At 64.3% G+C, this 14377-nt stretch carries 2 protein-coding genes; one reads left to right on the top strand and one right to left on the bottom strand.

The features are described from left to right. Positions 1-67: 67 nt before the first annotated feature. Entirely contained in the window at positions 68-1654 is a 1587-nt protein-coding gene (locus tag LVW35_RS11015) for a hypothetical protein (protein ID WP_233895465.1), read from the top strand. 69 nt (positions 1655-1723) lie between these two features. Here the strand turns inward: LVW35_RS11015 and LVW35_RS11010 are convergent, their stop codons facing one another. After that, positions 1724-14296 carry a filamentous haemagglutinin family protein gene (locus LVW35_RS11010; protein WP_233895464.1) on the bottom strand — a complete coding sequence of 4191 codons (12573 nt, stop codon included), beginning with the start codon at positions 14294-14296 and terminating at the stop codon, positions 1724-1726. Between the last annotated feature and the right edge of the window lie 81 nt (positions 14297-14377).

Here is a 14377-nt window from a genome sequence, read left to right as displayed (position 1 = left end):
GTACCGCTTGGCCGCCCATGCCTGGCGTGGGCGGCCACCTCCTGAATCTTGAGCAAGGAATGCGACCATGAACGGATGGCTTCGCCCGCTGCGTCGGGCACGCTTGAGTGTGTTGTGCTGGATGACCTGCGCCCTTCTCCCCTTGGTACCCACACCGGCCAGTGCGGCGTCAGATGCCCAGAGCTGTGTCAGTCAACTGGTGTTCGACCCCACCAGCGGCGGCTTCCTGCCGGTGAACAACTTCGGCACCGAGCAGGACTTTCTCAATTGTTTCGGCTGGCAGTTGTTCATCGCCATGAACTGGCCAGTCAACCCCGGCTGGCCAGCCAACCCGAGCCTGGCCGGTGAGCCGGACACGCAAAGCACGGTCGCTCAGTTCGGCGTGCCACCCACGTCTGGCCAACCGATGAGCGTCGCCCCTGTGTGGGCGAGCTACAAGGATGCCAGCGAGATTTTCCTGCCCGGCGCGCCCAAGCCCTCCGGTTGGGGCGTGGAAACCCTGGTGCCGTCCAATTGCACCGCCACCGGCAACCTCAAGGCGTTTTCCACGGGCGCGCGTAAATTCATTACGGCTACCTCAGAAAGCGCGATCAACCGCAAGCACCGCTTCCACCTGTCCAGCGGCACCCAGGTGACGCTGCCGGATTCGATCATGGAAGCCTCCGGTGGCTGGCTCACGGACCAGTCGGGCAACCTGGTGTTTTTCGAGCGCAAGGTGGGCAAGGCCGAGTTTGACTACATCGTCGATAACGGGCTGTACGACGCCGCCAACCAACTGATCGTGGCGCAGAACAGCGACAACCGGCACCCGGCCGGCCTGTCGTTGCCCGCAGGCAAGCTGGTACGCGAGCTGCCCACCAAGCCGCTGCCCCAGGAGGAACTCGGCGCCCTGGAACTCAAGGCAGCCTGGCGCGTGCTCACCAACAAACCCCAGCTGTACGGGCGTTACCTGACCACCATCGCCTGGCTGCAGCGCCCGGACACGCTGCAGTGCACCCAGGAAGTGGTGGGCCTGGTGGGCCTGCACATCATCAACAAGACCCAGACCCAGCCGAACTTTATCTGGACCACCTTCGAGCAGGTCGACAACGTGCCGGACAACGGCACAGCATCGCCCCAGGGCTACAGTTTCAACAACCCGGCCTGCACCGGTGATGCCTGCACGCCCAATGTCGCACGGGTGCAGTGCGATGCCACCCACACGCCGCCCAACTGCACGCCCCTGGATCAGCCGGTGCAGGCCACGCGGCTCAATGCCACGCCCCAGGACCTGCTGGGGCTGAACACGGTGGTGCAACAGACCTTCGCCCAGAAAACACAGGGCCAATCCGTATTCCAGTACTACAAACTGGTGAATGTGCTGTGGTCCAAGACGCCCAACTCGCCCAACGATCCGGGCCCTGGACCCAACGTGAAGGTGCCGCTGTCCTATGGGCCGTTTGTCAGCGACCAGAGTGTCGTTGTCGCTAACACTACCCTTGAAACCTACGTGCAGAACAAAAACTGCAACGACTGCCACCAGTACGCGGCGATTGCCGGCACGTCCAACCTGGCGTCGGACTTCTCCTTTCTGTTTGGCAATGCCGACTCGGCGAAGAACACGCGCCTGATCAAACGCGTCGAAGCGTTCAAGACCCTCAAGGACAATCCGTAGCCGAAGCAAAAAAAAAGGGGCGATCAGTGATCGCCCCGAACAGTACAACGAGAGGTCCTTGGCAACGCCTTATAGGCTGATCTGCTTGCGCTCCTCATCCGTCAGCCGCGCCCGCGCCTGTTCACTCAGCGGCCCCGCGCCCAGTACCTGCACCGGGCTGTCGGGGTTGTAGCCGGAGGTTTTCTGCGCCGGTGCAGGTTCCTGCGGCAAGGGCTCACTGCCCAGGCTCAACACTTCAACCGTCATGATCGACGGCCGGCCCTGCTTGGCCGCCGCCTGCTGGCTGCGCGCCGCGTCTTCCGCGGCCTGGGACGCCGCCGCCCCGGCCGCGCTGGCCGACGTCATGGCGTTGGTGTTGACCGCGGCAGACACCGGCACCCCGGACGACTTGCCTTGGCTCTGGATATTCGCCGCGTTCACTACATGCAAGGCGGCAATGTTGACGTTGCCCGACACACGTATGCCCGCCTCGCCCGCATCGATGGTGCCCAACGGCGCGATCAGGTCGATGTCCCCGGCCGGCACTTCCGGGATCGGGTTGAGCGTGGCGATCCCCGCACCGGTACTCGGCACCGACGGCGACAGGCCCACATTGCCCCAGTTGTCATAGACACGCTTGGGCGGCGTGTACACCACGGTGGTCTTGGAGCCACGCCCGGCGTTGATGTCGCCCTCGCTGGTCCAGCCCAGGATCGAACCGCCGAAGGTGGTCATGATGCGACTCTGACCCAGCAGGATACTGCCCATGGAATACAGCTGGATATCTCCCGCACCTTGAGTGATCACACCCGCCGTCGACGGTGGCGCCTCGCCTTCGATACCGAAGGTCTGGCTGCCGCCTGGGGTAAGCATCTGGATCGAGCCACCGAAGTTGGTGTGCACGCCCGAGCCGCCGAACAGTGTGATGTCGCCTTTGTAGATGATCGGGTTGCCGGCCACGTCCTTGTCCGGGAACAACGCCGCAATGGCGGCACGGCCACGCAGGTAGCTGCCCTGGCGCACGCTGCCGTCGGTGTTGTACTCGCGGCCTGCGGCCTTGAGTTCGGCGAAGTACAGGTCGCGGGCAAATACCCGTTGCTGCTCGGCGGGCAGCGCCGCGTAGTAGGCGCGTGCCTGCTCGGTGTTGCCGACAAAACCGAAGCGTTCGGCGAGCCAGGTGACCAGCTCGTTTTCGTACGTCTTGGCAACCTTACTGCCTTGAATCGACTCGCCAGGTTGCGCCAGGTTGACAGGGTTCAGGTACGCCTCGACAAAGCGCAGGTAATCCGGCCCATGGGGGCCGACGCCCGCCTGCATGACGATGCTCGCCCCAGGACGGTTGTCCCCGGCCAACAGGGGCCCGAGGCTGGTCACGCTGGATTCGCCCAACGCCCCGGAACCGGTCAGGAGGATATTGCGCCCCGCCGACAGCTCCAGCAGGCCGGGGCCGGCGACCTGGAAGTTGCTGTAGAGAATGTCGCGTCCGGCTGACACCACGGAGATGTCGTTGGGGTTGTTGTGAATGATCAAGTTGTCCTGGGTGCGAATGTCCGCGACAGCCGTCGATTCCTGACCGAAGCGCCGACCGCTGCTGACGATATCCCGTCCCGCCATCATCCATACCGGTCCATTGCCCTCATACCAGGTCTGGCCTTCATGCAAGCTGCCCGCCGCTGTACTGAAGACAACCGTGCGGCCACTGCTGACGCCGACCAGATCCCCGTCTATTGCGTAAAAACGCGCGGGTTCAGTATTGCCATCGGGTGACAGCCCAGCCGTACCCGGCCCGAACACAAACAACGGCTGACTGCCCGAGTTGCCGTTGACCGACAGGTTGCTGGCCTTCACCGCATTACCGATGCGGCCCTGGTACGCCGGATGCCAAGGGGTCGCCATGGTGCTTTGGGCCGTTCCGGATTGGCTGACGGTCATGCCACCGGCGTAGATCGAATCCTGGGCCAGGAACTGCAACTGGCCATTTTCGCCGGGCGCCAACAGCAGTGGGTAAGTGTAGTTGTCGTCGCCATTGGCCTGCGTCTCTGCCGCCTTACCGTAATAAAGACTGCCGCCGGCTGCCGTGGCCCTGACGATCGATGGATAGACCACCGCCAGGTCAGCCGTCGCATCGGATCGGCTGAAGGGCGTGAGGTTGCCGCCCAAGGAAAACAGGTCGATCGACGTGCCCTTGGTCCACAGTGTGAACCAACTGGTACCGGTGCCCTGCTCCCCCCCCTGAACGAAGGGTGACAGATGGGAAAGCACGACCCGTCCAGGGTCTTCGACGTTCTGCACCACCAGGTCACCCAGGGTCTGCAGATTGAACGTAGCATCACCCGGCACCAGGGTCATTCCGCCGCGAGCCGCGCCACGGGTCGCGACCAGTGGATCGTAGGCACGGGTTTCGCCGGGGCTCTGGAACCTGGCGATACTGCCATACATCATGTCGACACTGCCCACGGTGGCGCTGCGAAATTGCACGTCCCCTCGTAGGTTGACCAGTACACCATCACGATGGTCAGCGGTGTCGGCAACGCTGGCCGGGTTCAGCGCCCCATCGATGCGCACGCGCAGATCGCCGCCACCGGTCAACTGCAGGCTGCCATCGCTGGCGACCCGGCCCGTACTGCCCACGGCCAGTACCAGGCCCTGGCTATGCGGGTTCGCCTCGACATGGCTGGTGCTGTAGCCCAGCGTGTTCAATACACCGGCATCGCCGCCGACGTTGACATCCACGTTGCCGCCGCCAAGGGCACCGAAGCCGGTAAAGCCGAGCATCTTGTCCGCCGCCGTCGTCGCGGTGTAGCTGCCGAAATTGATCCACCAGGCCGTCGGCTGAGATTGCCCGCCCGTCGCCACGTCGCTGCTGCCCTGGCGCCACAGCCAATTGCCGACGGCAGCGGAGTCCACCCCGGCATCCTTGGGGTTGGGTCGCGCGGGGCTCAACGCGGTGAGGCTGGTGATATGACCGCTCAGGTCCCCTCCGACATTCAGCGTCAGGTTGCCCCCTGCCTCCGGGTACCAGGCCCGATACAGGCTGGTGGGCGAGCCATTGACGAACTTTTCAAAGAAGCTGCCTGTATCGCTCAGCACCGTTTTACTGGAGGGGTCAGCGCCTGTCGGCGTCGCCTTGGGCAGGTTGTAAGGGTCGCCGGCAAAGGTGCCGGTCGACGAGGTGCCGGCCGTGTAGACGCCGTACAACGAATCCATGCTCAGGTTGCCCGCACTCAACAATTCCAGGTCGCCGGTGCCGGTGCGGATGACGCTGAATCGCGTGCTGGAAGGTGTGGCAGCGTATTCCTTATCCGCCTTCAGCAGGCAATAGTCCGGAGCAGTAGCACACACCTCATCCACCGAGGGGTAACCGATACTCTGGAAAAAAGCATCGGTCATTTCAGTGCCGACTACGACATTGATCCCACTGTTCGCCAGATCATCCGCCGCATATTGAGTAAATACATACGTCACCTTGGGCTTGCAGTACTCCGGCGTTGCGGCACAGAAGTCCTCGATTGAACCCAGCCCGAAGCCATCGAGGACCGCCTGATCAATCGGATCGCCTTCCTTGACGACCACACCGGCAAAGCCCATATCAATCACTGCCTGGGCGGTCCAGGTTTGCACGCCTTTGGCCGGTATTTCCTTGGCAAACATGCCGTAGTGGTTATCCGCCAAGTGAATGTCACCACTGCGCGGGTGGGCTTGCAGGATACGGCTGTCAGCCGCCTCGGTGTCGGCGCCCGCCACCAGGCGCAACGACCACGATTGAGTGCCTTCGGCCAGCATCGGCGAGATCGCCCACACCTGGCCGGCGGCGCCGGACACCCCGACGCGCAACTGCACCGACGTGGCCCCGTTGGGCAGTTTCACATCGGTGCCGGCGGGGATCAGTCCGCCCTTCGGCAAGGCCTTGGTGCCGCTGAGCAAGACGATGTTATTGCTCAGCGTTGCGCCGTGCACGGTGGGCAGCGGCACGCCTTTGGGCCAGATCATGGCTTGCAGGCGCGTGCCCTCGGTCAACAACGTGCCAGCGCCCAGTTGCGTGCCCGCCACCAGGGATTGCGCCTGGCTGAGCAAGGTGCCGGCGGCAAACAGCAGGTTACCGCCCGCATCGCGCACATCCGCCGCCAACACGCTGCCGGCGGGCAGCACCAGGTCCTGGTCCAAGGTCGCGGCTACCGGCAAGCGCGTGCCGGCAGCCACCGTCAAGCCTTTGATCGGCAAGTCGTAGTTAAGCGTGGCGCCCGCCGGGAAGGCAGTACCGTCGGCCAAGGTCACGCCATTACCCGGCACCACGATATTCCCACCACTGAAATCGACACCCGGCAACAGCACCCAGCCTTTGTCATCCTCGGACACCGGCGGCTTGGCGAAACCGTCGTTGATGCTGCCGTAGATATTCAGGTCGCCGCCGGCGCGCAGGGTCAGGCTGCCGGACTCGCCGCTGCCATACACCGCGTTGTTCTTCTGGCTGTTGGGGTTGAGGCTGGCGTAGCGATAGCCGGACAGGTCCAGATCGCCTTGCACCACCAGGTCGCCGTCCGGGGTCTTGCTGACGATTTCCACGCCTGGGCGCAGGTGGAAGGCATCGGCATACGTGGCGTTGTTCAAGCCGGCGAGTTTGTTTTGCAATAAATCGTTATTGAGCAGCGCGGCATTGATAAAGGCCTCGCTCAAGGCGTGCTTGCCATCCAGGTAGCCCTGGGTGATCTCCTGATACGGCCTGCCGCTGGCGGTCGTGTCGGTTTTTTCCGGGGCATCGTCGTAGGTGGCCATGCCGTTGAGGGTAATCGAGCGCGCGCCCTGGATCGTCAGGCGCCCGCTGGCGTCGATATTGATGTCATTGCTGCTGCCGTCCGGGTTGAACAACCGTGGCGCATTCAGCTCCAGGGTGCCGCGATTGCGCCCATCGTTGCCGGCCGCGCCGTCGGTGCCATGACGCAGGTCGATGCGCACGCCATCGGCCAAGGTCAGTTGGCCGGTGCCCGACCCCAATACCACCATGGCGCGGTTCGGCGCGTCGATGATCTTACCGTAGCTGTCCACGCGCAGCTTGCTGCCATGGGCGTCGAGTACCGCCGCGCTATCCAGGGTCAGACCATTTTTGCCGGCCAGGTTGATGCTGCCGACTCGCTCGCCGCTGGCATCCACCAGGCCATTGACGCGCAGGCTGCCATTGTCCACCGACACACTGATGGTGCCGGCCTTGAGCCCGTTGCCGATGGTCAGGTTACCCTGTTTGAGCTGGAAGCTGCGCGCGCCGAACACTTCGCCCTGGTTAAGGCGCTGGTTGAGGTCGGCGAACTGTTGGTCGAGGACGCCGCTGCTGCCCAGGCGTTGCGCCTGGATTTCCACGGTGCCGGCCTGGTACGGCATTGAGGTGCCGCCGGCCAGGTAGTGGCCGCTGCTGCTGCCGAGGATCTTGCCTTGCAGGTCGACGATGCCCCCGGCCGCGTCCGTTGCCACGGCGCGCAGCCTGCCGGCCTGGTTGTTCTTCGCGGACAGGTCAATGGTCGAACCCGCCGCCTGCAGGATATTACCGCTGCGGCTGTCCAGCCGCACATCGCCGCCCCAACCGTATTGGGTCACGTCGTTGAAGGGGATGGAGCGACCGGCCACGTCGATCGATGCGTCATCGGTCAACACCACATCGCCACGGGCGCTGAGGCTGACTTTGCCGCTGGGCAACACCACCGCAGTGGCCAGCCGAATGCTGTCGCCTTGCAGGGACAGTTCGGCACCCTGGCCACTGGCCGCGCCACGCGGGCCGGCGGACGCGCCGATGTCGATCGCACCCCCCGCCTTGATCACGTTCACCGAGCCGGCTTCACCGGTCATCAGTGGCGTGCGGATAGTCAGGTTGCCGCCGCTGTACTGAAAGCCGCTGACCGGGTCATAGGTGCCCTGGCTCTGGTACACCGACAGGCTGCCCTTATGGTTGGCCGTGATGCGCTCGCTGGCGTTCAGATTGACGTTGGTAAAGCCCAGGGCGAGGCGGTCGAAACTTTTCACGTTGCTTGGCTGGCCAAAGGCGCCATAACCGAACTCGATTCGCTCGGCGTTGATATCCAGGCGCCCGCTGCCGGTGCCCGCGCCACCTGCCACCACCGCGCCCGGCGCCGTGATCGCGCCCAGCCAGATCAGGTTGGCAGTGTGGATCGCCGCCACGTCGTTGGCACCACCGGCGCCGTACAGGGCCGGGGTGGAGAGCATCAGGTTACTCAGCAGCGATTTGCCGGTGAGCGGGTCATAGGTGTCCAGCAGCGCATTGCCGTAGAAGTTGAACCCGTCGCGGGCCGAAAGCTGCAGGGTTTCAAGGGCCGGTGCGCCGAACTGCGTATCGCCGCGCAGCAATCGATCAAGCAGCGCCTGGCTGAGCGTCAGCCCGGCCGGCAAGCGATTCGTCGCGGCCGCTGCGGCCAAGGCGTCGGCGCTGCCCAGGTTGATGGTGCTCACGCCCAGGTTCAGGTGACGGGTGCCGTAACGCACCTGGTCGCCGAGCTGGAAGGTGCTGTCGGTCAGGGCCACGATGCTGCCGTTGGAGTACAGCCCGGTCTGGCCACTGCACGCACCACTGCTGCAGGCTCCGATGTTGATTCCCTGGCTGATCACGCCGCCCACCTTGGGCGCACTGATCACATTGAGCAGCCCATTGGACACCGCCAGCATGTTGGCCACTTGGTAGATATAGCCGTCGCGGGCATCGTAGCTGGCATTACCGCGCCCCAGGGTATTGATCGAAGCACCCTGCTCCACGACGATCGAGCCGGTATCACTGACCAGGAACACTTCCGGCGCGGCAAGGGTTGCGCCATTGCGCAAGGTCACGTTGCTTTGGGCGCGATTGACCCCGCCCGCCAGGTAAATGAAGTTCCCGGACTGGCCGTACTCCACCGCCGTCATCCCACCCACCATCAGCCGTGAGGCACCCAATGCATTCAGGCTATCGGCGTTGAAGGTGATGCCGGCGAACCCGGCTGTCGCCGCCTGCCCTGCGCCAACCACTTCGATCCCTTGCTGACTGCGGTCGATGACTGCAACCGTGCCACCATATCCTCCCGTTGCAGCGCCAAAGCGCCCGATACCCTGGAACGAGAAGGCCTCGGCGCCGTCTCCCGGACGCAGCGCCAGCTTCAAGGTTTTCGCGTCGGCCTCCAGCATCGGCCGTGGCACGCCCAACCTGGCCGCATCAGCCCTGGCGAACTGGGCGTAACGGGTTTCGTTGTACTGGGAATAGCGCCGCAAGGTGTCGGCAGAGGTCAGGATCAATTGGCTGGCCACGCTGTTGCTGATCCCGGTATGGGCAATCGACAGGTGCCCGGAAGTGGCCCACGAACCGTTGCGCATCAAGGTGGTCGCGGTACCGCTGCCCAGCCCGGCCAGGCCGTTGATTTCGACACGGAAGGCGCCCGGCAGCAACGCGTAGGTCGACGGCATCAGCGTGTAGGTACCCGCCGGCAATCCCGGTACACCGGCGCCGAGGGTGACCTGCTGGCCGACCAACGGCGTCACGGCCCCTCCCTCTGCCGCGACCGGCGCGGCGCCCGGCTGTATCCCCGGCACAATGGCATAGATCGGGTTGGTGGAGAGTCCCGGCAGGACAAACCCGCCATTGGCGCCAAATTGCACCAACGGGTTGTAGCGCGCATCCGTGGAACCACCGCGCCCCGAAACAAAGCCGGCGCCCAGCAAATCGCCTCCGCCGGACAGGTCCAACGTAGCATCCGGCAGCACGCGGATGGTCTGGCCGCCCAGCACGACGCCGACATTCAGGTCAACTTCACGGGAGGGCACCCCTCCCTGACCGATAAATTTCACCGTTTTACCGTTGTACTTGTAGACCTGGCCATCCAGCGTCCCGCCATAAGGCAGCATCAACCCCTTGCCGCTCACCGACGTCAGGCTGCCGGGCAGCAGTTGCACCACGCTGCTGCCCATACTGCCGATATCGATCAACCCCAGGGGGGCGCGTACCACGCCCCCTTGGCGCACCGTGGCAGCGCCCAGTTGCAGGCGGCCAAACGCCGAATACGGGATAGGCGCATCGGCACTGCCCACGCGGCCGATGGTCAGCGTACGCAAGGGATCGAAATCCAGGTCAAGGGACGTGGTGGTCGACTGCCCACGGTAACCGGCGATGACGCGGGCACTGACTTCAGTGGCCGGGTACAGCTGCGCGGCGCGCAAGGTCATATCGCCTTGGGTCAGCAACTGCGTGCTGACACCGGTAATGATGTCGTTTTCGGCTGCACCGGCGAGAAAGCGCAGGTCGCCCTGGCTGGTCAGGTTGACCTGATCGAATCCTCGACGCTCAAGGCTCGCCTGGCTGTTGTCCGCCCGCAACAGGTGGCTACGGTTGCCGAAGATGACATTGCCCCGCACGTCGATCAGGCTGCCCGAGGCGTTGAATTGCGCCTCGGTTGCCCGCTGGGACGGGGCCGGCAGCACCGGCACCGGTCGCACATACAAGTCCTTGCCCGTCTCTTCAGGCGCGAGGAAACCCGCCAACAGAAGATGCGGCGCCGACAGGTTGATGCGCGAGTTGCCTGCCGCGTTGTCGCTGAGGCCGTAGCCACGGCTATACAGGCGCAGGCTCTGGCCCATGTTCAAGGTCACGTCGCCATCAAAACTCAACAGGCCGTTGCTCAACAGCGCCAGGTTATCGAAACCGCCCGCGCCGACTTTGTCCACACCCAACCGACCATGGCCGTACTCCAGGCTGGCGGCGGCGTCTTCGGCGGTGCCGGCCAGCGTCGTCGGCTGACGTGTCTGACCCAGCACCAGTTCACGCGCGTTGAGGACGCGGTCGGTGACGGACGCCTTCTGGTAATACGGGGTGTCTAACGCCACATTGAGGCCGCCGCCCGCCGCCCCGGCGCCACCGGCCCTGGCAACAAAACTGCCGTCCAGGTACAGCCCATTATTCGACGCCAGCGTGATACTGCCGCCATTGCTGGCCGCTTGCACGGCGCCCTGCCCCGCCACGTTTATCAGGGCCTGGGTGCCGGACGCCTCCAGGCGCGCGCCGTTACGCACCACTACAAACAAGTCACTGGCCTTGGCCAGGCCGGTGTTCAGGTCGAACGTACCGCCAATGTTGATGCTGCCGCCGTCGCGCACCAGGCCATAGCTGCGTCCACGGTTGTCCACCGCCGTCGCCGCCCGTGCCGCGACGTCGATCACCGCCTGTTCGCCGATCCAGATCGAACGGCCATGGCCGATGGCGTTCACCGCTTCTGAAGCGCCCGTATTCAAGCCACCCAGGCTGACACTGCCGCCCCAGGCATTGAGCGTGCCGTCCAGCGTCAATTGGCCGACGCTGCGCAGGTTGATCGCCTGGCCAGGGTCCACATTGATGACCGCGCCTTGGCCGACGGTGAGCGCCGTGGTCGCCAGTTGCGCGGCGGTGAAATTGACATGGCCGGCGGTAAGGCTCAAGCCGGCGCCGCGGTGTTGGGTCAGCACACCTTTGGCGGCGTCTTCCTGATACAGCGGCGGTGTCCAGCGCTCCAGTGCGGCGGCTGGATCGCTACCGGTTGGCATACCTGAAGCTTGAGCACCTAACCGGTAGACCGGCAGGCTGACATCGACCTGAGTACCGTCCGTGACGATCAGTCCTTCATTGCCGGTGATGTCGTAGGCCGAGAAGCCCTTGTTGAAGAAGTCACCGGCCAGTTTCAGGGTGTCGCTGCCCACCGCAGTGGCACTGTCGCCGATCTGCACTTTATGCGCCTGCAACGCCAGGGTGCCGCCGCCGTTGACGCCGTAGCCGCGCACGTCACCCTCCAGAACCAAGGCACCGAGGGCGCCCAGGGTCACATTGCCGCCCTTGCCGCCGATGAGCTTGCCATCCACGCCAAGGGTGGCCCCGGAAGACGCATCCACCACACTGCCGGCGGCCAGGTTCACGTTGCTGGCGCTGCGCAGGGAAACCTTGCCACCGTTCACATAGGCCACTCCCGCGCTGGCGGCCGGGTCCAGCGCCAGGTTGTTCCAGCGGCCACTGGCGTCCAGCTTGACGCCAGCAGCGACGTTCACACTCGAACCACCAGCCAGGATCGAATCCGCCACCGCACCGGCCTTGAGCGGATCGACCTGGCTGAGAATGTTGCCGGCGTTGATACTGCCGCCGTGAGCGGTGAGGTTGGCATTGATCTGCACACCCGGCCCGAACAAGGTGATATCGCCACCGTCCGCCACACTGAGCGCGCCATTGACGGTCACCTGCTGCTTGGCAGCGACCTTGACCGCGCCCAGTTGGTAGCCATTGAGCTGATCGCTGTCGAGCAGGATCTTGCCCTGGCGATCGAGCGGCAGCACGGTGTTGAGGTCCAGGCCACTGGCGATTTTCCGGGTGTTGCTGTCGATCAGCACCTGGTCGGAGCTACCACTGAGGGCGTAGCGTAGCGTGCCGGTGGTTTTGTTATAGATCGGAATGTATTGGCCAATGATCAGTTGCGCTCGCTGGGCCCTGGCTTTCTGGGATTGCTGGTAGCCGTCGAGGTTGATGTTGGGTGCCTGGGTCTGGCGGTCACCCTGGAACACGTCACTGATCACCTGGCCTTCCAGCACTGCGCTGGCGGAGGCGACGACCAGCTTGCCGGCATCGCGGCCCACGGTGTAACCGGCTTCGTAGCGACGCTGGGGAGCGATCAGCGGGTTGTAGTAATACTCGGTCTGGCCCCAGCGCGCGCTATTGTCTTCATAGCCCTTGTAGAAACCGGAATAGAGAATGTCCCCCGGCGCTTTCGACAACTCATACAAGCGGCCATCCGGGCCCTTGAGCCAGGTCTGCTGGATGTAACCGGCCTGCACATCCACGGTGCCGCCCGACAGGTTGATCTGCGCGCCCTTTTGGGTCACCACCTCCTTGCCGGTAAAGGTCACGGTGCCGCCCTGGGCCATCCACTCGCCCACCGAGTGGCCCTGGGTGCCGAGGTAGCCGCCCACTTCCAGCAAGCCGCCGGCGGTGTACCAGCGGTCGGTGGCGTAGCCGTTGGTGCCGGCCGGAACAAACACCAGCTCGCGCAGGTCGACCCACACGTCATTGTTGATCAGTTGCCCGCCGTCACGGTTGACCGGCGCATCGCGCTGCTCGTTGCCCTGCACGTTGATCTTGATGTTGTTGGCTTGCATCGCCACCTTGACGCCGATGGCACCCGACACATCGATCATCGCGCCATCACGCACCAGGCTGCGCTGGCCGGCGCTGACCGCTACCTGGCCGCCGGTGGCCAACGTGATCGAGCCCTTTTGGAAGTCCACGGTGCCGCCGCTGACAATCTCGATGCGCGACTGGTCGGTACGGTCAACCACCGCACTGAGGTTGTTGAACTGCCCGGTGATCAGGTTGGCGGGCGTGCCGTCAAGCTTGATCAGACCGTTGTCTTTCTGGCTGTTGAGGGCCGTGCTGCCGCTGGCATCGAGCAGGATCGCGGTGGTGCTGCCCTCACCCAGGGTCACGCTACCGCTGGTGTCGCTGGCGGCATTGAGCAAGTGAATCGTGCCGCGCGTGTCCACCGAAGTGCTGGCCAGGGCCACGCCGTTTTGTTGCACCTGGTGACCGGTCAGGGTGATGTCGCCAGTGGAGGCCATGATCAGGCCGCTGTTGGTGACTTTACCGGCGGTGCTGCCAGCCTTGAGGCGGGTCGCCACTTCATTGCCACGGGTGGTGGAGCGGTCGTTGCCCGCCGTGCCGACCCCTTTGCGAATGTAAAAGCTGTCGCCGGCCGCCAGGGTGGTCTGACCCTTGGCGGTGATGAGGGTCCCGGCGTTTTCCACCTCGCTGCCCAGCAGCAAGGCATAGCCGCCTGAGTCCGTGGAGGTGGCGGCAGTGTGTGTCTGGATCAGCGCGCCGCGCTGTACTTCCACCTTGCCCGCCGCATCGGTGAACGTGGGTTGGGTGCCATTGGTGTCGACATACAGGCCGCGCTGGGTGAACTGGTCATCGGTCATGGTCGCGGCCGCCGCCACCAGGTTACGCACGTTGACCTGGCTGGTGCCGCTGAAGACCACACCGTTACGGTTCATGATCATCACCGTGCCCGCGCCGTTTATCTGGCCCTGAATTTCGCTGGGGCGGGCATTGGGGTCATTGACGCGGTTGAGCACGGCCCAAGTGGACTGCTGCTGGAAGTCGACAGTGGTATTGCGCCCGACGTTGAAGGTTTCCCAGTTGAGGATCGCCTTGTCGGCGGTCTGCTCGATGGTCACCGTGGTCTTGCCGCCGGATTGGCTCTGGGTTGGGCCTTTGGCGTTGGTCCAGCCCTGGGTCAGGCTGTTATCGACCTGCAGGCCGCCCTTGCCCAAGCCATCGGGGATGTTCGAGACCTGGCCGAACGCCGCCTGCCGCCCCGCCGCTTGCGCCGCCTGCTGGGCCGCAATCGCCGCGACGCTGGTGTTCAATGTGCTGATGGAACGCGCCAACTGCTGCTTGACCTGTGCCTGCTGGTTCAGCGAAGGAATACCGGGAACCTGGCCGGCACCGGTGCGCGCTGCCGTGCTCGCCTGGGAAGCACCCTTGTCGGCAAACCAGCCAGAACTGAACGCCGTGGCCGCCTGGGCATTACCGGCCACCATCAACAAGGCAATGGCCTGGGCCAAGGGCTTGAGGCGCAGGACTGTCACTGGGGCTTTGAGGTTAACCGGTGATTTGCAGCGAACCATCTGGAATCTTCCTTCTTTGTTATCGCGCTGGGGCCGAGACAGGCTCACGTATGAGGGTTAGGCGGTTGCCGAGGCGCGGGA

Source organism: Pseudomonas sp. HN11 (genome assembly GCF_021390155.1).
GTDB lineage: Bacteria > Pseudomonadota > Gammaproteobacteria > Pseudomonadales > Pseudomonadaceae > Aquipseudomonas.
Note: the sequence above shows the minus strand (reverse complement) of the source record. Positions and strands in the feature narration are given on the sequence as shown.

Excerpts from the sequence above, each read along its gene's own strand:
- LVW35_RS11010 (WP_233895464.1), bottom strand. The coding sequence starts at position 14,296 with ATGGTTCGCTGCAAATCACCGGTTAACCTCAAAGCCCCAGTGACAGTC.
- LVW35_RS11015 (WP_233895465.1), top strand. The coding sequence starts at position 68 with ATGAACGGATGGCTTCGCCCGCTGCGTCGGGCACGCTTGAGTGTGTTG.